Below are 20,009 nucleotides of genomic sequence, written 5' to 3'. Positions count from 1 at the left end.
AGAGAAAATGCCTTTTGTTATTTAACCCGTTTCTTACCCTCTCTACATCTTTCCAACAATGGGCATTCGGGACAATTGGGATTCTGAGCCTTACAGTGATAACGCCCAAAAAAGATCATTTGATGATGCGCTTTCGACCACTTCTCCATAGGTGTTTTCCGCATCAGAGTCTCCTCTACTTGTTGGGGCGAATCTTTCCATCTGCAGACGCCCAATCGTTTAGAAACGCGTTCCACGTGTGTGTCCACAGCTAGAGCCGGGACATCAAATGCAACCGAAACCACAACATTCGCTGTCTTTCTTCCTACACCCGGGAGTCGAGTCAAAGTATCTCGATCTTCCGGGACGACACCACCGAATTCATCAAGAAGCATCTGACTAAGCTTTTGAATGTTTTTTGCTTTGTTTCGATACAATCCTATTGACCGAATATCCTGTTGCAGTTCTTCAACTGGAACTGCCAAATAATCTTCTGGGGTTTTATACTTTTGAAATAAGTCCTTCGTTACGCGGTTCACGAGAACATCTGTACATTGAGCAGATAATAAAGTTGCTACAACTAATTCAAATGCGTTTTCATGAACAAGTTCACAATGCGCATCGGGAAACATATGATCCATAACAGCTAACATCTCTGCCCATTCTTTTTTAGTAACCAGTTTACTCCCTCTCTTCAAGCCAATTATAAAATGGCATTCGTGTAGTCGATTCTGATTTCTGAACAGGTGCTTTGACCGTATATTTATGGAACCCTTCCGAATGTTTTCGAATGGCTTCTAACGTGACCAAATTTTTCTTCTTCCACTCAAAAAGGATTCGGTCTATATACTTTAGACTCTTCTTTTCTGCCAAAACGGCTTCCACAAGCGCTTGGCGAATCACTTCAGGAGAATGGCCATCTTCATCCAACCACTTGGAGATAGTTTCGTATTCCAAGGGTGTAAATACGCGGCCGAACTCATCCTCAAAGGTACGGAACAATTGTCCAGATAACTGATCTTTCGTTGCGACGGACTGTTCCATTTTGAGTTGTTCCATACAATCAATTAGTCGTTCCCATAGTTGATAAAGTACGTACTTTTCTTCTACCATGGCACCCGATTTGGATTGTTCGATAAGCAAGAACCCCCTTTGCATTAAGCGCTGCAAAATGGCAGCGACTTGTTGATCGGAGATTTCCATGCGATCTGCAATTTCACGAGGTGTTGGAAAATCAATTTGATTTTGTTGAAAGGAAACCAGTTGTAAAACAACCATCGCCTCTTGATCTGTTAGTTGTAAAGCCCGATAATGAGTAAAAAAAAGCTGGGAAATGGTTACATTTCCCTGCTTGATCCACTGCTCCAGGCGACTAGATGGAAACTCCATTCCAAGTCCTCCTTAAGGATATAAACGATTTAATAAACGTGGGAATGGAATCGATTCACGTACATGCTCTGCTCCACTGATCCAAGCAACTGTACGCTCAAGACCCAGGCCGAAACCTGAATGTGGAACCGTTCCATATTTACGTAGTTCTAAATACCACGCATAAGCACTTTCATCTAAATTATGTTCTTTAATACGCTGTTTTAGTAAGTCGTAATCGTAGATACGCTCAGAACCACCAATGATTTCTCCATACCCTTCTGGTGCAATCAAATCAGCACAAAGCACGACATCGTCTCGCTCTGGGTGTGGTTGCATGTAGAACGGTTTAATACCCACTGGATAATGCGTGATGAATACGGGCTTATCATAAGCTTCTGCGATTGCAGTTTCATGAGGTGCACCGAAATCATCACCCCACTGAATGTCATCAAATCCTTTTTCGTGTAAGAATTCGATTGCATCATCGTAAGTAATACGTGGGAACGGGGCTTGAATAGCTTCTAGTTTTGAAGTATCACGGCCTAGACGCTCTAGTTCAAGCTTGCAATTCTTCAAGACGGATTGCACGATGTACGAAACATAATTTTCTTGTACTTCTAGACTTTCATTAAATTCTACAAAAGCCATTTCTGGCTCGATCATCCAGAATTCGATTAAGTGACGACGTGTTTTAGATTTCTCAGCACGGAAAGTTGGGCCGAATGAAAATACCTTCCCCATAGCCATAGCTGCTGCTTCCATGTACAGCTGACCGGATTGAGAAAGAAACGCATCTTCATCAAAATATTTTGTCGCAAACAATTCAGAAGTTCCTTCAGGAGCAGAACCTGTTAGAATTGGTGGATCCATTTTTACGAACCCTTCGTCATTAAAGAACTCATAGGTAGCACGAATGATTTCATTACGAATCTTCATGATGGCGTGTTGTTTACGTGAACGTAACCAGACATGGCGATTATCCATTAAGAATTCTGTACCATGCTCTTTAGGTGTGATTGGGAAATCTTCAGCAAGAGATAAGACTTCGATTGACGAAACTTGAATTTCGCAACCAAAGCTGTTGCGCGTATCTTCTGTAACTGTTCCAGTCACATAAATCGAAGATTCTTGTGTTAATGATTTTGCTAACTGGAATATTTCTTCTCCAACGTCTGCTTTTACTACGACACCTTGAACAAATCCAGTACCATCGCGAAGTTGTAGAAACGCAATTTTTCCGCTTGAACGCTTGTTAGCAAGCCAAGCGCCTAATTTCACTTCTTCTCCAATATGAGAAGGCATTTGATTAATTGAAATTTTCTTCATAGAGTCCTCCAAGTTATAAATTCGAAATACGCTTCCACCACTCACCTGTTTTAAAATCTAAATAGGTGTAGCTTAACGCATCATTTTCATTCATGTAAGTTACTTCCCAAACGGGACCAATCTCTTCATACCCCAATTTAATTGATAAGATTTCTTGTACATTATGTTCAGCACGAGTGAGTTCTTCCGCTTGTTGGGCCGTTATGCCATCTTCTAGCATTACTTCGTATGCCGTTTTACTATCTGAGCTATCCACAATATACGCGACATTTTGTTCGTCCTTCGTTCCAATAACCGTGATGTAACTAGTGACACTATGGTACGCATACGTTGTTGTCACAGTATCTACTAAATCTTGGCTTAAAACGAGAGTTTCAATCCGCTCAAAATCTTGATTTTGAGGTTGCTTTGCAACTACATACAGAATGCCCAAAGTGGACACCACTGCTACAACGACAACGAGTATAGAGGCTACAATCCATTGCTTCTTCATGTGCGATAAATCGTAAAGATCGCTTTGGAGTCGTCCTCTTTATCCAGTGCAAGTCCAAACATCAAATCCTCTTTTTTCAAAGAGCGATTCAGTGCATCAACTAGCTTATACAAATCTGATTGGTAATTGACCGTTACAGTTTGAATGACTTCAATCTTTGATTCCACTGCAATCCCTGCTTTCTTCAAGATACTTAGCTATTATACCAAGTTTCTAACATCTCGACCATCGTTTCAACGGAAACATGCTCAGTCGGAACACGGGGAATAGCAGTTAAAAAGTCTTTCCCATATGATTTGGTTTCAATCCGACGGTCAAGGATGATAAAGGCACCTTTTTCTTCCGGATTGCGAATCAGACGGCCAAAGCCTTGCTTAAACCTTATAATCGCTTCTGGTAACGCTAGCTTCGTAAAGGCATTCTGTCCGTTACGAGTAAGCTCTTCCGCTTTTTGTTTAAAATACGGATCATCCGGATTTGTGAAAGGCAAACGCACTAAAAGAATTGTAGATAAGGCATCTCCTGGAACGTCGACTCCTTCCCAGAATGTAGTTGTCCCGAACAATATTGCTTTTTCAAATCGCTGGAACGTTCGGAGCATCCGCATTTTACTCCCTGCATTCATGCCTTGAGCAATTAGTAAAAAGTCGTCAGCTAGTGACGTCTCTTCAACTAGTTCTACCGTCTTCCGAAGCATGTCTTGAGATGTAAACAATACAAACATGCGACCTTCCGTTACTTGAGCGGTTTGAATAATGACATCAGCAATGGACTCAATAAATGTCATCTGGTCTACTTGGGTCACATCAGGTACGTCATCTACAATAAACACTTTAGCACCATTGTAATAATCGGGTGCAGCATGAAAACGCTGAATCGGTATGGACCTTGGTAAATACAATTGATCTAATATGAACCAAGGCTGTTTCGGAACGGTCAATGTACCCGAAGTCCAAACGATGGATTTGGTAGCTCTGTAGTTCTCGAATAATTGCTCCGTGAATTCTTGATGATTCAATTTGCGCTGATGGAAAATAAATGAACTAGGTAAGCTTCGTTTATCCGCTTCTAGCCAACTTGCCTCGTCTTGAATTTGCAGAACAAACTCTTCCCATTTATAAGCCACGATCCGAAGTTCTCTAATCCAATAAGTAATATCTTCTTTGTCCAGAGTGGTTGAAATATCCACGGTATATAACAGTTCATCATAGAACTTTACTAAACTATTCAGTTCTGCAATAAAATCTTCAAAAAGAGCTTGACGCTTTCTTAAATCAACCGTAACTTTGGACATCCCTCTAGCTGTTTTTTGAGCTTGCGTCAATTCAATAAGCTCTCTGATGATTCCGTCAAACACGTCTTGGATCGTCTCAGTGCGAATTTTTAATTTGTTAAGTATTGCTGACGGAATTCCAAGTTTCTCGAGCTTCCACCCGACTTGCGTTTTTTCATTGAATCCAAATTGACTAAATAAATATTTCCACTCTGTAAACGAGATAACTTTTTCGTTCATTTTCTTGACAGCGGTCAAGAAATGGTGAGCTTCATCAATGATAAGAGCACCAATTTGTGATTCAAAGCTTTTCATCACTTCGGGTTGTCCTGCGACCATCGCATGATTGGTAATAATGAGTTGCGCTTGTTTAGCTCGTCGGTACTCCATTTCATAAAAATCTTGCGCGATATGCGGTGTACGCTTTCGCTTTCTCACTTTATCGAGTGTTAAAGCGCCGCCCCCAGTTGTGTTGAGCTCCGTCAAGTCTCCACTCTTGGTCTCCTGCAACCATACTAATAATTGCATCAGCGCAAATGTCTCATCATAAGATTCATCTTCGCTCGCAAGCCGAACTTGGAACAATTCATGGTCGATATAATGGGTATACGCTTTCAATCTGGAGACATAGAAACTGCCAGGAAATGCTTGTAACAGCTGCGTACATTCTTTCTCGATCAATTGATCCATCAGTGTATTTGTATAGGTGGAAATGACAACTTTTTGATTCGTTTCGAGTGCATAACGAATAGCCGGAATCAAATACCCCATCGTCTTCCCAATTCCCGTTTCTGCCTCTAACGCTACTTCGGAACGATTCTGCAACGCCTCATGAACGGCATCCATATAGTTCAGTTGAGACGGTCGGTGTTGAGAAGTCGAGTAAATTTCTTGAAGAAGGGCAAGTTTCTGCTCTTCGGAAACCGGGTAGTCCGGGAATGCCTTTGCAGGTTGAACAGTTTCTTCTTGTGCGGGTTCTGAAAGTCGTTGTTGCTGCATTCGCATTGCTTCAAAAAAAAGCGGCGCAACATGAGATTTCATTCGGAAACAGCGTTTATGAAGCTTAGTGATCGTATCGAGTGATAAAGAGTTTAACTTTCTGATACAACTTAAAAAGAGTTCCGCTGTTGCATACGCATCGGCGTCTGCACGATGAGCATCCGTAAGTTCGATTCCGAGCTCTGATGTGATCTCACTCAACTTATAGCTGAGTGCAGAAGGAAACATCAAACGAGAAAACTCCACCGTATCAATTTTTTTATTTTTAAGAAGTGGCCTACTTACACGTTTTAACTCACCTTGTAAAAAAGGAAAATCGAAATTTACATTATGTGCAACAAAAATAGCCCCTTCAAGTTGACTGTACACTTCTTCTACAATCTCATGAAATAAAGGCGCATCTTTCACATCGTCATTGCTGATATGTGTGAGCTGTTGTATGAAGGTCGGGATCTGTTTTTCTGGATTCACAAAAGTGGAATAAGTAGAAACAATAGAGCCTCGTTCAATTCGAACAATTCCAATTTGAATGATCCGGTCGCCATTTTTTGGCGAACTCCCCGTTGTTTCGATATCGACTACTGCATAACTATCTTTCATCGGATTCACTCACAGTACTTATAGATTCAGTAAAATTGTAACATAAAAACGCCGCTCAACGAGTGATGCGACGTTTAAATCTATTTTATAGAACTGTAGCTTCCGGTTCATATGAAATCAAGTCTCGAATCGAGTTGTCTTCATTCATCAAAGCAACGGTTGGTTTATGCCCTTTTGCTTCTTCATTCATCATGTAGACATAGGAAAGAATAATAACTATATCTCCTTTTTGCACTAAACGAGCTGCAGCTCCGTTTACACAAATAACGCCACTACCGCGAGCTCCGGAGATAATATACGTCTCAAAACGCGCACCATTGTTATTGTTCACTATGTGTACTTTTTCATTTGGTAGCATACCAACAGCATCTAAAATGTCTTGGTCTATTGTGATGCTGCCTACGTAATTTAAATCGGCTTCTGTTACCGTAGCACGGTGAATTTTACTATTTAACATCATTCGTAGCATATGGGTTCACTCTTTCTATTAAAATATTGTCGATCAAACGGGCTTTTTCAAAAAAGACAGCAACAGCCAACACAAACAACTTCGCCTGTTCCGTTTTCGTTAAATGAGGATAGCTTAACATGTCTACATAATCAACACGTGCGCCTGTAAGCTTGTCAAGCTCTTTGTGAACGAAATTAACTGTCTCTTCAACTGAGGCCCCTTCTTTAAATAGTTCTTTACCAGCTAGTAATGCTTGATAAATTTTTGGTGCCTGATCACGTTCAAGATTCGAGAGATAGACGTTCCGAGAACTTTTAGCAAGTCCATCGCTTTCACGAATGGTCGCAACACGTACGATAGTTAGTGGGAAGTCATATGCTTCAACTAAAGATTCGATTAACGCGAGTTGTTGCGCATCCTTCTGACCGAAGTAAGCGTGTGTTGGTTGTACCAAATGAAATAACTTAGTCACGACTTGTAGGACGCCGTCAAAATGCCCTGGTCGACTTGCTCCGCAGAGCACAGTGGCCATCTCGCCACTGTTAAAAGTTATCGTGCTCGGAGTTCCATACATTTCTTCAACTGAAGGGTAGAAAATACAGTCCACCCCTAAAGTTTCTGCTAGCTTGTGGTCACGCTCGAAATCTCTTGGATAGCGGTCTAAATCTTCATTAGGTCCAAACTGTGTCGGATTAACGAATATACTCAAGATTGTCACGTCGTTCTGCTTAACGGACGTCTCAATTAGTTTTGCATGACCTTCGTGTAAAAATCCCATAGTTGGAACAAATCCTACACTCCCAGTGCAGGATTTTCTATAATCCCGAAGCTGTTGCTTTGTCTCACAAATGATCATGTCGTGCCTCCATATAGCGCAATCTTTTCTTCCGTCTTCATTTCAAATTGATGCTTTTCTTCTGGGAACTGTTTGTCTTTTACTTCTTGAACATACTGTCCGAGAGCTTGTTCCATTAGTGGATAGACGGATGCATAGGATTTTACAAACTTCGGCATATGATGTACTCCGTATCCTAACAGATCATGGAAAACCAGTACTTGACCATCTGATTCAGCCCCTGCTCCAATACCAATTGTAGGGATGCGTAGTGCTTTTGAGATTTGTTCCGTCAGTTGGTGCGGGATACACTCCAAGACGAGCATGAAAGCTCCTGCAGCCTCTGTTTTCTTTGCATCTTCGATAATTTGTTTTGCTTGTTGTGCTGATTTCCCCTGAACTTTAAAGCCACCTAGCACTCCGGCAGTTTGAGGGGTCAGTCCTAAATGGGCAACTACAGGAATACCAGCTGCCGTCAGTTTTTCTATAAGCGGAAGCATATCTCCCGCTCCTTCAATTTTGACTGCTTGTGCTCCTGTCTGCTGCATGATGTCGATTGCATAACTAAGCGCCTTATCGGTTGAAAGATGACATACACCAAAAGGCATATCGACGATGAGGAACGTATTCGGTGCTCCGCGTCGTGCAGCTTTTCCATGATGAATCATGTCTGCTACCGTTACCGGAACTGTAGAATCATAACCCAGAACGACCATTCCTAAAGAATCACCGACTAATATAACATCCACTTCCGCTTGCTGTGCTAGTTTGGCAGAAGGATAATCGTAAGCTGTCACCATTACGATTTTTTCCCCATGCTTTTTCATCGTTTGAAACCCAGTTGTTGATTTCATTTTTTCTCCTCCTATCTTGCGAAAGGTGGAAAAAACCAAAAGAAAGCCCCTGCGAGAAGACGCAGGGGCAGAAAATGTCCATAAATGGTTTTTTCCGTCCCTGTCAGATACCTGATCAAGGCGTACATGTAGGTTGTAGTTATAAAATAGCAGGTACAGTTCTACAAAAGATACTGTCCAAATTTAGTGTAGCATAATCTCGTCAACTGTCCAGTTTTCCACTCAATGTAACGTCTCCTGAAAATAAAGCACGGACTCCGTCTCCCGTATCGACTAAAAGGGCTCCGTGTTCATTGATTCCTAACGCAATTCCTTGAATAGTTTCGCGCACAGTTGTTGCTGTTACTTGTTTGCCAATCATGGTAGACCGTTTTTCCCATTCACTCATAAATGGGCGGAAGCCTTGAAGCTCGTACTTATCAATAGCTTTTTCCAGCTCGCCCGCAATCTCTGCGAGCAACTCTGTCCGGTTGATAGGTTTTTCACTGGCTAATTGAAGTGAAGTTGCTCGAGATGTTAAAGGATCTACAAAGTCTTCTTTTGTTTGCAATACATTAATTCCAATCCCTATTAATATCGCTTCGATTTTGTCGGGAGTCGCTTGAAGTTCCGTTAAAATACCAGCCGTCTTGTAGCCACCAATCAACAAGTCATTTGGCCATTTAATATCTACCTTTACAGATGTAACGCGTTCGATAGCAATTGCAAGTGCTAAAGCAACCACTAACGTAATCGGAGGGGCTTCATGAGGCAACAAGTTCGGTCTAACAACCCAAGTGGTCCACAGCCCCTTCCCTTCTGTAGAAGCCCAAGGTCTGTTCAAACGCCCTTTCCCCTCGGTTTGCAGCTCACTTACAACGAGTAAACCATGTGGAGCTTGTCCATTCAAAATCAACTCATTGGCTACTTTCTGTGTAGAGGTACAACTATCAAGAGCATGTAAATGTCGAGCAAACGTGTTCGTCTTCAGATAACCGTCTAATGCATGTTGTGTGATCTTAGAAGACATCTCTTGTAACACATACCCTTTCTTTTTTACCGCTTCAATGCGATATCCTTCTTCAATCAGACTTTGCACATACTTCCAAATCATCGTTCTAGAGACGCCAACTGTCTCAGCTAGTTGTTCTCCAGAAACCGGTTCAGTCGCTTGTTGCAAAATCGTTACAATCTTGGCCTTATTGGACATGTTTTTTAACCCACTTTTCTAATTCTGAGTAGTCGTTTTGAAGTTCTCCATACAGAATCCTTTTTGAAAGTTCAAGGTTCACTTCTTTGATCCACGGCCCAGGTGGTCGCTTCACTAATTGCATCAATTGTTTCCCAGATACCTCTAAGTCTGAGGAGTATCGAAGAGGGGATTTGGTAACCCATTGTTTCATAGCGTCCAGTGACTGGAAATTCGTAGTGCTCCCAAGTAGTTCAAAACAGACTTCAAGCGCCGCATCGGAGGTATCTAGAATAGTCTCATAGGTCCATCCCACTTCTTGAAACTTCACCATTGCTTTCTTCACTTCTGCTTGAAGTCGCTTTTCTACGTTAGAATAGGGAAATTCATAGTGTGCGGTTTGGAAATAGTGAAACCATGCCCATCCGTGTTGTTCAGTTAGAGATGGCTGAACTTTTACGGGGAGGACTTGATAGTTCCCTGGGAGAACATTGTGAAAACATGGATTTCGTAATGAATTGAGTGCATATTCTGGGTTCGAAAATGTCCAGACTCGGCCTACCTCTTGTTTGATACGCTCTTTTGCAATATGTTGTAACAAATGACTCGTCGCGAGCATGGCTTCCCATGTAGTTCCATCAATTTGAAACCGCAGCTGCGCTGCAAGACGGATACCTCTTAAGATTCGCAGTGCATCTTCTTCAAAGCGTTCCTTTGCGAGCCCAACTGCGCGAATCTTTTGATTTAGTAAATCTTCACGTCCGCCGAAGCAATCGATCAGCTCATCTCTGTAAGACAGAGCCATAGCATTGATAGTATAGTCACGTCTCGCGAGGTCATCTTTTAAGTTTCGGACAAAAGTTACTTCTTCAGGTCTTCTATGATTCACATACTGAGATTCCACACGGAATGTCGTCACTTCAATGGCTTCACCGTTTTCTACAACCGTCACGGTACCGTGTTCGATTCCTGTAGCGAAAGTCTTTGTGAACAACCCCATTACCTCTTCAGGTGGAGCGTCAGTTGCGATATCGATATCTTTAATAGGCAACCCGAGGAGATGGTCTCTTACCGCGCCACCGACTACGTATGCCTGATACCCTGCTTGCTCAAGCTTCAACAGCACTGCAAAAGCATTCGGCCATCTAGTCTTCATTTGGGGCTACCTGATAATAAAAGTCTTCATACTGCGTAATGATTTGTTCATTGTTGAATGTTTTTTCGACAGTCTCAAGCGCTTGCTGACGAAATGCAGCATACATTTCTGGATTATTTAACAGTTCCACAATGAGAAGAGCAGCTTTTTCTACGGCCCCACTAGGTACAATAAACCCGTTTTCTCCATGCCGGATGACTTCAGGGATACCCCCGATATCCGTCCCAATACATGGAACACCACAAGCCATCGCTTCAAGTAAGACTAAACCAAAAGACTCTTTCTCAGACATTAATAAGAAAAGATCTGCAAGTGCATACAGTTCAGCAACGTTCTCTTGTTTCCCTAGGAAAAGAATATCTTGCTCATAGTCTGTGCCTTTCGCTTGTTCAAGTATCGGATGTCGCTCGGGACCGTCTCCTACAAGTACGAGCTTACATGGCATCTGTTTGCGTACATACGAGAACGTCTTTACAATGTCCTGCACTCGTTTGACTTTGCGGAAATTTGAGACGTGAAGAAGAACCTTTTCTTCAGGAGCAATTCCTAATACTTTACGCAAATGAGAAACATCTTGTGGGTAATAATCTTCTGTATCGATAAAGTTATAGATTGTTTCAATCTGTTTCTCTGGAGCAATCAGTTCCATTGTCTGCTTGGCCAGTGAATTCGAAACAGCTGTCACTACATCAGACTTTTCAATTCCGTACCGGATTGCTCCTTTTAAAGAAGAATCCACTCCTAAGACGGTAATGTCCGTACCGTGCAAAGTGGTGACGATACCTACATTGCGCTTAGCCATATCTCGTGCCAAAATAGCACAAACTGCGTGAGGAATGGCATAATGCATATGCAGCACATCTAATTGCTCATCATCAATTACTTCTGCAATCTTATTTGCCAGTGCAATGTCATAAGGAGCGTATTGAAAGACTGAGTAGTTATTGACTTCTACTTCATGATAAGTGACTGATTGATAAAACCCTTTCAATCGAAAGGGCATACTAGACGTTATAAAATGAATTTCATGGCCTCGTTCCGCAAGCTGCTTCCCAAGTTCTGTGGCAATGATTCCTGATCCGCCAACTGTAGGATAGCAAGTGATACCAATTTTTAATTTTTTCTTTTTATCGATCACGGCGGTCCTCCAATAGACGCCAGTCCAGGAATCCTTCTTCAATCCCTTTCAGCAGAACTTCTGCAGTTCCCATGTTTGTCGCTAAAGGAATTTGATAGACGTCGCATAGACGAATCAGTGCCGTCACATCGGGCTCGTGTGGTTGAGCGGTTAAAGGATCTCGGAAGAAGATGACCATATCCATTAAGTTATCAGCAATCGCCGAACCAATCTGTTGATCCCCTCCAAGAGGACCAGATTTGAAGCGGTGGATGTTGATGCCTACTTCACTCTCAATTCGACCTCCTGTAGTTCCTGTAGCATATAAGTCGTGCTTTAGTAATGTATTTTTATAAGCTGTTACAAACTGAATTAAATCATCTTTCTTTTTGTCGTGTGCAATCAACGCGATTCGCATACTGTCATCTCCTACTCAATTAAATTTTCCAAACCGTAGATGCACATGTCTCGCTTTAAGACTTCTCGAATACTTAATGCGACACCAGGCATAAATGAACCTCTTGAAAACGAGTCATGACGCAATGTCAGTAACTGACCTTCGCCTCCAAATAAAACTTGTTGATGTGCAACGAGTCCTGGAAGTCTTACGCTATGTAGCTTCATCCCTTCGATGTCTGCACCGCGTGCTCCGGGTAAGAGTTCTTGCTCTTCCACATGGCCTTGCTTGTGAACAGTTCGGTGGCGTCCAATCAATTCAGCTGTCTTTAAAGCCGTTCCTGATGGGGCATCGAGCTTTTGATCGTGATGCATCTCGATGATCTCAACATCGCCCATGTATTTTGCTGCTTGTTCTGCAAACTTCATCATGAGAATTGCTCCAATCGAGAAGTTCGGTGCAATGATGCATCCAAGCGACCTCTCTAAGCATTCGTTCTCAAGATTCTTTAAGTCCTGCTCGGTAAACCCTGTGGTTCCGACAACCGGTCTTACCCCATTCTGAAGAGCAGTCATTGTATGTTTCATAGCAAGCTCTGGTGTCGTAAGATCGACAAACACATCTGGCTTAGTTGCTGCAAATAACTCTTCAATCGATGTATACACCGGGTAATTTTGCAGTTCTTCTGTCTCTTTTGAATCAAGTAATCCAACCAATTCAAAGTCGGCTGTGCTCCGAATAAAATCTAATGCCTCTTTTCCCATCTTACCACGCGGTCCCGCGAGTGCAATGCGTATCATCTAGTCCAGCTCCTTTTTTGTCCAGCGGTCCTTATCACGCGTTTCAAATTTTGTCATCACTCGGTCCAGAGCTTGTTGCATGTCAATTTTTTCTGCATTAGCGAAACAAATCAATACGAACAAGAAATCTCCCAACTCTTCTTCAAGAGCTTTTTCAGCTTCTGTCGATTTCTTTTTTTTCATTCCATAGAGATGTTGAACTTCTCTAGAGAGTTCCCCGAGCTCTTCAGTAAGTCTTGCCAAAAGCTCCATGGGAGGAAAATAGCCTTCTTTAAATTGCCCAATATATGTATCGACTTGTTGTTGCATGTCTTTCATTGATTTCTGTTCCATTTTACCACTCCTTATCGTTAATCGTAGCTATAGAATCTCTTGTTGTCAAAGCTCTTTAAATGAATGATAATGAGTGATGGGGTGAGTGGAATGAAGTTAGGACTAAAAATTAAAAATATCTTATTTATTATACTGGGAGCTGCCATATTTAGCTTTGGATTTGTTCATTTTAATATTCAAAATGAGCTGGGTGAAGGTGGATTTTCAGGTATCACTTTGATTCTGTACTTCGTCTTCGGTTGGGACGTTGCGCTGATGAACTTATTATTGAACATTCCCATGTTTATCATCGGATGGAAATTGCTTGGTCGCAAAGTATTCCTTTACACTTTGATAGGGACAATTAGTGTTTCTGTATTTTTAAAGATTTTCCAGATCTATGAGATTACAATCTACTTAAAAGATGATTTGTTCTTAGCTTCACTTTTTGCGGGAGTATTTGTCGGTGTGGGTCTCGGTATAATCTTCCGTTACGGCGGGACAACTGGCGGTGTAGATATCATCGCTCGCTTAGTACATAAGTATATTGGATGGAGTATGGGAAAGACGATGTTCTTGTTTGACGCAGGAGTCATTCTGCTTTCTTGGTTGACCTTCCTTGATGAGCGTTCTATGATGTACACACTTGTAGCTGTATTTGTAGGAGCTCGCGTCATAGACTTTGTTCAAGAAGGAGCGTATTCTGCTCGAGGTGCATTTATTATTTCAGATCACCAATCGGCTATAGCTGAGCGCATTGGCAAAGAGATGGACCGAGGAGTTACGGTTTTGGATGGACATGGATTTTATACAAAATCAAAGCGTGAAATGCTGTATTGCGTCATAGGACGAAATGAGATTGTTCGCTTAAAGAATATTATTACATCTGTGGACCCTCATGCATTTGTCTCAATTGTTGATGTCCATGATGTTATGGGTGAAGGATTTACCCTAGATGAAAATAAGAAACCATTTGATTGATAAAAAAAGTGCTTAGAGCCCCAGCTCTAAGCACTTTTTTGTTATTCTGATCGAGTCATACCTGTGTAGATTAAAATCAAACGAAGTAGCTCAAGAACTGCTACAGCAGCTGCAGCAACATATGTCATAGCAGCAGCGTTCAATACTTTTTTAGCATGACGTTCTTCTTCATTACGAATCAAGTTCAAACTCACCATTTCGTTCATTGCACGACTAGATGCATTGAACTCTACAGGTAATGTGACGATTTGGAACAACACTCCTGCTGCAAGCAACGCAATACCAAGTAACAACATTCCTGAAGCTTGCGAGAAAATCCCAATCATAATGAAGATCCAAGAAGCATTTGATGAGATATTCGCTACAGGAACTAACTTATGACGTAATGTTAGGAAAGAATACGCTTCTTTGTGTTGAATCGCATGACCGACTTCGTGAGCGGCAATTGCTGCTCCTGCAACAGAAGCTTCATGGAAGTTGTGTGACGACAAAGCAACGATTCGTGTCATTGGATTGTAGTGATCACTCAAGAATCCGCGACTTTCGACAACTTGGACATCTTGTAACCCATGAGCGTCTAAAATTGTGCGAGCTACTTGAGCACCGGTCATTCCAGATGTTGAACGAACTTTTGAATACTTCTTGTACGTACTTTTCACTTTAAATTGTGCATATAAAGGTAAAATCAATAGAACAGCAAAGTAAATTAAATAACCCACTGTCTTCCCCCTCTTTTCTAATATAGTTTTATTTTAGCTAGTTTTGACTGAATTATCAAATGACATGTATCGCTTTCCCCTTCTATTTAGTACAGCTAGTGAAATACATGCGATTGAGAGCCAGAAAGTGAAATAGCCAATTTGAGGGGCGTAGTCAAGTAATGATCGGTAAATGGGCATTTGACCAAACACATAATCAATAACATCATTATGAAGCGTCCATATAGCAGCAATTCCTAAAGCAACCCAACTGAATCGGTACCATGGGAAATATAAAACAGCCTGGACAGCCATTCCAAAATGAGAAAGGATGAGCATCCAGCCTACTGGACCGATCGGATCATCCACGATAATTGTCAGTAAGTTCATCACTACAGCCCATAGACCATATTTCACAAGCGTTATAAGAGCAAGCGCTTCAATAAGTCGCCAGTTCTTTCCGAGTAACCAACCCAGTAATGCTAGCGTGAAAAACAGACTTGCCGTTGGACTATCTGGAACAAAAAGATAATAGATCGGCTCGGTAATCGAAAGTTGCCCCTTATACCAGTAATAGCCGTAAATAGTGCCTAGTAAGTTGATTATAAAAAGCAACCACATAAAGGTACGGTTATACAAAACCGCTCGAATCCATTCCACAAGACAAAACCCCTTCGATAAAATGGTAGAAAAAAAGAGAGTCATAAATGACTCTCTTCCTTAGATTATTCAGAAGCTTCTAGAGTTGAGATAAACTCCGCAATCACTTGAAGCTCTTCATCTGTACCTTGGAAAGTACCACCCGGCATTGTAGCAATACCATTTACACCAATTTCATAAATTTCTTCAGCAGAACGTCCTGTACCAACTAATGTTGGTCCCATTCCGCCTTCAAATGCATTCCCGTGACATCCAATACAAGATGACTTTGAATACAATTGATAGCCTTCAGCTGTTTCATCAAATTCAACTGCCACTTCCTCACGGATAGCACCAGCTGCTTTTTTAGCTTCCCAATCAACATTTACTACTGATTCCCAAGTTAAGAAAATCATCGATGCAATTGCTAGAAGCATGAAACCTGTTGGTAATGGACGCTTGAACGGACGACGTTCTTTTGAAGTATCTAAGAAAGGTACTAGTAATAATGCCGTAAATGCAATACCAGGGATGATAATTGCACCAATAATGTTCCATGGACCAGATGCAAATTCATATTTTAGAAGCTGGTATAAGAATAAGAAGTACCAGTCTGGTAATGCTGTATATGCAGTGTCAGTCGGATCTGCTTGACGCTCCAATGGAGATGGATGCGATACCGTTAAAATAAGATAACCTACCAAGAATACAGAACCTATTAACCACTCTTTTAATAGAAAGTCTGGCCAAAAAGCTTCTGTTTTCCCTGGATACTCAGAGTAATCTTTAGGTCCTTTTTTCTTACGGCTAGATGGATGCAGAACACGAGAGTCACCCACGAATTTTAAACCTTTTCCGCGATGCATGAAGTCCCCTCCTTGTTATCCTTTTTTCCACTAACCTATTATAGTGGACCTGAAATACCTTGACGACGAATTAAGATAAAGTGAGCTGCTAATAATCCAAACAATGCAGCTGGTAAGAAGAATACGTGGATAGCGAAGAAACGTGTTAACGTTTGTGCTCCAAGAATTACTTCGTCTCCTGCTAATAAAGTTTTGATAAATCCACCGATAAATGGAACCGATGCTGCAATCTCAATACCTACTTTTGTTGCAAATAAAGCTTTCATATCCCATGGTAGTAAGTAACCCGTAAATCCAAGACCTAACATAATTCCAAAGATCCCTACTCCTACCATCCAGTTCAATTCACGAGGTTTCTTATAAGAACCAGTGAAGAAAACACGGAGTGTATGAAGGAACATCATCACGATAACTAGTGATGCGCCCCAGTGGTGCATTCCTCGAACGATTTCACCGAATGCTACTTCATTTTGAAGATAGTAAACGGAATTCCATGCATTTTCAATATCCGGCACATAGTACATTGTTAAGAACATACCTGAAAGAATTTGAATAACTGTAACAAAGAACGTTAATCCTCCGAAACAATACACAAACGCCGAAAAGTGGTGTGCAGGGTTTACGTGTTCAGGAACTTCGTGGTCTGCAATATCACGCCAAATTGGTGTAATATCGAGACGTTCATCTACCCAATCATAAATCTTGTTCAGCACGATGTCGTACCCCCTTTATTACACTAATTTATTCGGAACTACTACTCCGATTTCTAAAAGGCCGTCTGCACTTTCACGTACTTCGTACATATCAAGTGGTCCACGAGGTGGTGTACCTGGAACGTTTTTCCCGCTCTTTTCATACAATCCATCATGACACGCACAGTGGAACTTATCTGGATTATCGCTGTCTCCAGCCCAGTTTACAGTACAACCTAAGTGTTTACAGATTGGTGATAAAGCAACGATGCCGTCTCCATTATTGTAAACCCATGCAGTGCTTGTTACTTCTGATGTATACCATGCATCAACTTGTTCGAATGAGAAATCGACTCGTGTTGGTTCTTCAGTAATATCGGCGACAGCTAGATCAGTTGGAATAAAATCTCCACCATCTTTTTTCTGAAGAACAGGGTCAATTGCAAAACGAACCATTGGCATTAGCATACCGGCAGCCATAAATCCGCCAACACCTGTAAGCGTATAGCTTAAAAATTGACGTCTGGTTACTTTGTTGTTGCTCATCGGTTTCCCCCCTCTAACGTAAAGGTCAGTCCAAAGGACATACTTGCGTGAATAAAATAATACTAGGACAGTTCAATGATACTTTAACTATGCAATAAAATCAATATTGGCTGGGATTGAATTCGACAGTTTGTGAACATTTGTTGAATCCTATCAAAATAACTATTTTACGACTGAGAATTCCAAGTTTCAGCGATTCTTGGAATCAATTGACGCACTTGATCTTCAAGTATTTTCCCACGCATTTTAGGCTCCATTGAATCTAGTGGAATGGTAGCTGTCCAGAAAACAGAAGGATCTAGTTGATTCCACTCCGCGTCTCCCGTTAAAAACAAAATATGCTTGAATGGTGATGCAGCAAATGCTGTCTTCCAATCTAGTAATAGTTGTTCTTTTGATTGCCCAAAAACATAAGAAAAAGAAGGGAAAGCCACAACTCTCCCTTTAAACTGGTTCTCGAGTGCATTAGCTAGAGACAGAATATAATCTGCCTGCGAAGCGCCGTTCTGCATAGTTTCTTTTGTAAGTTGTACAGGTATTAAAGGTACAATTGCGGTGTCAATATAGTCTGTTTGTGCTAAAAACTGTGCACTATCTCGTCCTGTATAAAACATTTAGTCTACCTCCGACTGCAGTATTTGATATTTTTGGGAAAGCTCTTCAAAACGCTTTCGGTCTTGTTCATCAAGTGCGCGATCAATCTCTTTCTCGAGCTGCTTCAACTGATATGCCTTTAAAGAGTGATCTACCACATGATTGGCTGTTGCTTGATCCATTCGTTTCAATTCTTCGTTCATCGGAAGGAAAGGATTGTCTTCTAGCACTGCAATAAATTCAGGAACCCGTTGTTTATCTGGAAACTTCAACTCGATGTACATGGGTTGGTCTGGATGAAGCCTCATATCGTGGAATGATTTTTCCGCGTCTGCCGAGACGATGGTACCTTTGTAAAAGCGAAATGGCGCTCCAGAAGAAGATGTCGTGGAGATCATCATTCCTCTTGGACAATGTTCCACTCCTTCAACAAAGTGAACGTTCTCTAAAAGTTCTTCATGGCTGACCAGATAATTTAAAATCCATACACTTTCCCGACGTTTCAGTTGGAAATTCGTAAGTAGCCACTTCACAAAATCTCGCTTTTCATTTGCTGTTACCGAAACCGTCATAGGGTTGTCCCTCCTATAGTTCGTCTAACACGGCGCTCCATTCCAAGGAATCCGGTTGCAATGAAAGCAGTTGTTGGATCACCGTTTTAGCCTGTTGACGTTTTCCTTCCTCTAGTAAGAAGTATGCATATTTCTCAAGAAAATAGACATCTTCTTTTTGTTCAGTGTATGCGAGCTGATAGAACTCATATGCTTGTTCGTAATTTTCAAGTTGATTATGGCTTTCAGCTAGATGCGGATAGAGTGCTGTCAAAATGGCTCCGTCTACTTGAACTGCTTCTGCTAATGCCACTACTTCTTCGTATTCCTCTCGGTGCATATGCAGCTGAACCAAATGCAAAATCCCGTCGATATACTCAGGATCTAAAGCAATTGCCTGACTGAAATAGTCAATTGCCTGTTCTTCGAGTTGCAGTTTCAGCGCCATCTTCCCTGCAAACAAATAATATTCTTTTTCGAACCCATCTTTTTCAATACCTTGCTGGATCCGTTCAAGAGCCTGCTGGTTTTGTTCTAACATCGCATAGCCTTGTGCTGATAATAGATATGCTGAATAATAGTCAGGATCCATTGCTAACACTTCATCCAGTTGTTCTATAGATTCCTTGTACATACCAGATTGGAACAAGGCGTAGCCGTATTGGAATAAAACATCCGGAGACTCCCCTGCTTTTAATGCTTCTTTGAAATAAGGAATGGCTTCTTCATAAGCAGCTCCAGCAGAATACGTCTCAGCCAGTTTCATGGCTAAGTTGACGTGGACGAGGTCGTCTCGTAAGTTCCACAAGTTTTCATAAAGGCGTGCTGCTTCTAAATAGCGCCCTGTTTCACGTTTTAACTCCGCCTTCGCTAATTGAAGAATTGGTTCATCCGGCAATAAGCGTGTAGCTGCTTCTAATTTTTGTTCAGCAACTTCATATAAGCCTGTCATTTGATAATAGTCCGCGAGCGCGAGTAATACTTGTGGGTAGACATCAGAAGTCTCAGGGACTTGCTGTAGCAATTCTACAGCCCCCTCTTCTTGACCGACTTCTAGCATCCACAGTGCTCGGTCCACAATTAACTGATCTTCTTCTGGGAACAGATAACTTAAATGTTCAAGTAACCGGATAGCTTCTTCTACATATCCGTAGCTTGCTAGTTGTTCGGATGTTTGGTAGATAGTTTCTGGGTCATTTTCTAATAAAAAGTTCTCTAGGTGGTCTTTCCATGTCTCTTCTCCAGTTTCAATTTGGCGGAGAATCTCATTCATTGTCATACATATCACTTCTTTCTTACTTCTTAGTGTAC

At 41.5% G+C, this 20,009-nt stretch carries 24 protein-coding genes; 1 reads left to right on the top strand and 23 read right to left on the bottom strand.

Features of this window, described 5'->3' with window-relative positions; genetic code table 11:
• Positions 1 to 17 precede the first annotated feature (17 nt).
• The 15 genes from nth to CF394_RS03000 all read right to left on the bottom strand — a co-directional run bounded on the left by nth (position 18) and on the right by CF394_RS03000 (position 13,152).
• Complete coding sequence (nth, locus tag CF394_RS03070) at positions 18 to 632, bottom strand: endonuclease III (protein WP_439332851.1); 615 nt, start codon at positions 630 to 632, stop codon at positions 18 to 20.
• A 28-nt stretch (positions 633 to 660) separates the two neighbouring features.
• A complete protein-coding gene (locus tag CF394_RS03065; RefSeq protein ID WP_094941796.1) occupies positions 661 to 1,368 on the bottom strand; it encodes a DnaD domain-containing protein in 708 nt (235 codons plus the stop codon).
• 12 nt (positions 1,369 to 1,380) lie between these two features.
• Positions 1,381 to 2,676: an asparagine--tRNA ligase gene (gene asnS / locus CF394_RS03060; protein WP_094941795.1), complete on the bottom strand. Its 1,296-nt coding sequence runs from the start codon at positions 2,674 to 2,676 to the stop codon at positions 1,381 to 1,383.
• A gap of 13 nt (positions 2,677 to 2,689) precedes the next feature.
• Positions 2,690 to 3,169, bottom strand: coding sequence for a hypothetical protein (locus CF394_RS03055; protein WP_094941794.1), 480 nt, complete (start codon positions 3,167 to 3,169; stop codon positions 2,690 to 2,692).
• Complete coding sequence (locus tag CF394_RS03050) at positions 3,166 to 3,336, bottom strand: YpmA family protein (RefSeq protein ID WP_094941793.1); 171 nt, start codon at positions 3,334 to 3,336, stop codon at positions 3,166 to 3,168. Before CF394_RS03050 ends, CF394_RS03055 begins: the two co-directional genes overlap by 4 nt.
• Positions 3,337 to 3,362: 26 nt before the next feature.
• Positions 3,363 to 6,041 (bottom strand): helicase C-terminal domain-containing protein, encoded by a 2,679-nt coding sequence (locus CF394_RS03045; protein ID WP_094941792.1) that lies wholly within the window; start codon positions 6,039 to 6,041, stop codon positions 3,363 to 3,365.
• Positions 6,042 to 6,126: 85 nt separating this feature from the next.
• Positions 6,127 to 6,510, bottom strand: a complete 384-nt coding sequence (panD, locus tag CF394_RS03040) for an aspartate 1-decarboxylase (RefSeq protein WP_094941791.1) — start codon at positions 6,508 to 6,510, stop codon at positions 6,127 to 6,129.
• On the bottom strand, positions 6,488 to 7,348 hold the full coding sequence (gene panC, locus CF394_RS03035; RefSeq protein WP_094941790.1) for a pantoate--beta-alanine ligase: 861 nt from the start codon (positions 7,346 to 7,348) through the stop codon (positions 6,488 to 6,490). Before panC ends, panD begins: the two co-directional genes overlap by 23 nt.
• Positions 7,345 to 8,181, bottom strand: coding sequence for a 3-methyl-2-oxobutanoate hydroxymethyltransferase (gene panB, locus CF394_RS03030; protein WP_094941789.1), 837 nt, complete (start codon positions 8,179 to 8,181; stop codon positions 7,345 to 7,347). The genes panC and panB overlap by 4 nt, the downstream gene beginning before the upstream one ends.
• Positions 8,182 to 8,383: 202 nt before the next feature.
• Positions 8,384 to 9,370, bottom strand: coding sequence for a biotin--[acetyl-CoA-carboxylase] ligase (locus CF394_RS03025; RefSeq protein ID WP_094941788.1), 987 nt, complete (start codon positions 9,368 to 9,370; stop codon positions 8,384 to 8,386).
• Positions 9,360 to 10,505, bottom strand: coding sequence for a CCA tRNA nucleotidyltransferase (locus tag CF394_RS03020; protein ID WP_094941787.1), 1,146 nt, complete (start codon positions 10,503 to 10,505; stop codon positions 9,360 to 9,362). The genes CF394_RS03025 and CF394_RS03020 overlap by 11 nt, the downstream gene beginning before the upstream one ends.
• Positions 10,495 to 11,643, bottom strand: a complete 1,149-nt coding sequence (gene bshA, locus CF394_RS03015) for an N-acetyl-alpha-D-glucosaminyl L-malate synthase BshA (RefSeq protein WP_243370631.1) — start codon at positions 11,641 to 11,643, stop codon at positions 10,495 to 10,497. Before bshA ends, CF394_RS03020 begins: the two co-directional genes overlap by 11 nt.
• Positions 11,633 to 12,040: a methylglyoxal synthase gene (mgsA, locus tag CF394_RS03010; protein WP_094941786.1), complete on the bottom strand. Its 408-nt coding sequence runs from the start codon at positions 12,038 to 12,040 to the stop codon at positions 11,633 to 11,635. The genes bshA and mgsA overlap by 11 nt, the downstream gene beginning before the upstream one ends.
• A gap of 11 nt (positions 12,041 to 12,051) precedes the next feature.
• On the bottom strand, positions 12,052 to 12,819 hold the full coding sequence (dapB, locus tag CF394_RS03005) for a 4-hydroxy-tetrahydrodipicolinate reductase (RefSeq protein ID WP_094941785.1): 768 nt from the start codon (positions 12,817 to 12,819) through the stop codon (positions 12,052 to 12,054).
• On the bottom strand, positions 12,820 to 13,152 hold the full coding sequence (locus CF394_RS03000) for a nucleotide pyrophosphohydrolase (protein ID WP_094941784.1): 333 nt from the start codon (positions 13,150 to 13,152) through the stop codon (positions 12,820 to 12,822).
• A 90-nt stretch (positions 13,153 to 13,242) separates the two neighbouring features.
• Between CF394_RS03000 and CF394_RS02995 the strand changes: the two genes are divergently transcribed.
• Positions 13,243 to 14,112 (top strand): YitT family protein, encoded by an 870-nt coding sequence (locus CF394_RS02995; RefSeq protein WP_094941783.1) that lies wholly within the window; start codon positions 13,243 to 13,245, stop codon positions 14,110 to 14,112.
• Between the two features lie 41 nt (positions 14,113 to 14,153).
• Here the strand turns inward: CF394_RS02995 and CF394_RS02990 are convergent, their stop codons facing one another.
• The 8 genes from CF394_RS02990 to CF394_RS02955 all read right to left on the bottom strand — a co-directional run bounded on the left by CF394_RS02990 (position 14,154) and on the right by CF394_RS02955 (position 19,977).
• Positions 14,154 to 14,831, bottom strand: coding sequence for a zinc metallopeptidase (locus CF394_RS02990; protein WP_094941782.1), 678 nt, complete (start codon positions 14,829 to 14,831; stop codon positions 14,154 to 14,156).
• A gap of 33 nt (positions 14,832 to 14,864) precedes the next feature.
• Entirely contained in the window at positions 14,865 to 15,470 is a 606-nt protein-coding gene (gene lhaT, locus CF394_RS02985; protein WP_500691222.1) for a lipoprotein heptaprenylglyceryl N-acetyltransferase LhaT, read from the bottom strand.
• A 65-nt stretch (positions 15,471 to 15,535) separates the two neighbouring features.
• Positions 15,536 to 16,315 carry a menaquinol-cytochrome c reductase cytochrome b/c subunit gene (locus CF394_RS02980; protein WP_094941780.1) on the bottom strand — a complete coding sequence of 260 codons (780 nt, stop codon included), beginning with the start codon at positions 16,313 to 16,315 and terminating at the stop codon, positions 15,536 to 15,538.
• 38 nt (positions 16,316 to 16,353) lie between these two features.
• Entirely contained in the window at positions 16,354 to 17,028 is a 675-nt protein-coding gene (qcrB, locus tag CF394_RS02975; protein ID WP_094941779.1) for a menaquinol-cytochrome c reductase cytochrome b subunit, read from the bottom strand.
• 18 nt (positions 17,029 to 17,046) lie between these two features.
• Positions 17,047 to 17,553 carry a QcrA and Rieske domain-containing protein gene (locus CF394_RS02970; RefSeq protein ID WP_094941778.1) on the bottom strand — a complete coding sequence of 169 codons (507 nt, stop codon included), beginning with the start codon at positions 17,551 to 17,553 and terminating at the stop codon, positions 17,047 to 17,049.
• A gap of 167 nt (positions 17,554 to 17,720) precedes the next feature.
• Positions 17,721 to 18,167, bottom strand: coding sequence for a DUF2487 family protein (locus tag CF394_RS02965; protein WP_094941777.1), 447 nt, complete (start codon positions 18,165 to 18,167; stop codon positions 17,721 to 17,723).
• A complete protein-coding gene (locus CF394_RS02960) occupies positions 18,168 to 18,719 on the bottom strand; it encodes a ReoY family proteolytic degradation factor (RefSeq protein ID WP_094941776.1) in 552 nt (183 codons plus the stop codon).
• A gap of 13 nt (positions 18,720 to 18,732) precedes the next feature.
• Complete coding sequence (locus CF394_RS02955) at positions 18,733 to 19,977, bottom strand: tetratricopeptide repeat protein (protein WP_094941775.1); 1,245 nt, start codon at positions 19,975 to 19,977, stop codon at positions 18,733 to 18,735.
• Positions 19,978 to 20,009 lie beyond the last annotated feature (32 nt).

It is taken from the genome of Tetzosporium hominis, assembly GCF_002265435.1.
Taxonomy (GTDB): Bacteria; Bacillota; Bacilli; order Bacillales_A; family Planococcaceae; genus Chryseomicrobium; species Chryseomicrobium hominis.
Note: the sequence above shows the minus strand (reverse complement) of the source record. Positions and strands in the feature narration are given on the sequence as shown.

What these genes read in the sequence shown, in the direction of transcription:
- CF394_RS03055 (WP_094941794.1), bottom strand. Translation starts at nt 3,169, where the DNA reads ATGAAGAAGCAATGGATTGTAGCCTCTATACTCGTTGTCGTTGTAGCA.
- CF394_RS02995 (WP_094941783.1), top strand. Translation starts at nt 13,243, where the DNA reads ATGAAGTTAGGACTAAAAATTAAAAATATCTTATTTATTATACTGGGA.
- CF394_RS03045 (WP_094941792.1), bottom strand. Translation starts at nt 6,041, where the DNA reads ATGAAAGATAGTTATGCAGTAGTCGATATCGAAACAACGGGGAGTTCG.
- CF394_RS02955 (WP_094941775.1), bottom strand. Translation starts at nt 19,977, where the DNA reads ATGACAATGAATGAGATTCTCCGCCAAATTGAAACTGGAGAAGAGACA.
- CF394_RS03020 (WP_094941787.1), bottom strand. Translation starts at nt 10,505, where the DNA reads ATGAAGACTAGATGGCCGAATGCTTTTGCAGTGCTGTTGAAGCTTGAG.
- panB (WP_094941789.1), bottom strand. Translation starts at nt 8,181, where the DNA reads ATGAAATCAACAACTGGGTTTCAAACGATGAAAAAGCATGGGGAAAAA.
- dapB (WP_094941785.1), bottom strand. Translation starts at nt 12,819, where the DNA reads ATGATACGCATTGCACTCGCGGGACCGCGTGGTAAGATGGGAAAAGAG.
- CF394_RS02980 (WP_094941780.1), bottom strand. Translation starts at nt 16,315, where the DNA reads ATGCATCGCGGAAAAGGTTTAAAATTCGTGGGTGACTCTCGTGTTCTG.
- CF394_RS02965 (WP_094941777.1), bottom strand. Translation starts at nt 18,167, where the DNA reads ATGTTTTATACAGGACGAGATAGTGCACAGTTTTTAGCACAAACAGAC.
- nth (WP_439332851.1), bottom strand. Translation starts at nt 632, where the DNA reads ATGTTAGCTGTTATGGATCATATGTTTCCCGATGCGCATTGTGAACTT.
- asnS (WP_094941795.1), bottom strand. Translation starts at nt 2,676, where the DNA reads ATGAAGAAAATTTCAATTAATCAAATGCCTTCTCATATTGGAGAAGAA.
- mgsA (WP_094941786.1), bottom strand. Translation starts at nt 12,040, where the DNA reads ATGCGAATCGCGTTGATTGCACACGACAAAAAGAAAGATGATTTAATT.
- CF394_RS02970 (WP_094941778.1), bottom strand. Translation starts at nt 17,553, where the DNA reads ATGAGCAACAACAAAGTAACCAGACGTCAATTTTTAAGCTATACGCTT.
- CF394_RS02960 (WP_094941776.1), bottom strand. Translation starts at nt 18,719, where the DNA reads ATGACGGTTTCGGTAACAGCAAATGAAAAGCGAGATTTTGTGAAGTGG.
- panD (WP_094941791.1), bottom strand. Translation starts at nt 6,510, where the DNA reads ATGCTACGAATGATGTTAAATAGTAAAATTCACCGTGCTACGGTAACA.
- CF394_RS03025 (WP_094941788.1), bottom strand. Translation starts at nt 9,370, where the DNA reads ATGTCCAATAAGGCCAAGATTGTAACGATTTTGCAACAAGCGACTGAA.
- CF394_RS03000 (WP_094941784.1), bottom strand. Translation starts at nt 13,152, where the DNA reads ATGGAACAGAAATCAATGAAAGACATGCAACAACAAGTCGATACATAT.
- panC (WP_094941790.1), bottom strand. Translation starts at nt 7,348, where the DNA reads ATGATCATTTGTGAGACAAAGCAACAGCTTCGGGATTATAGAAAATCC.
- CF394_RS03065 (WP_094941796.1), bottom strand. Translation starts at nt 1,368, where the DNA reads ATGGAGTTTCCATCTAGTCGCCTGGAGCAGTGGATCAAGCAGGGAAAT.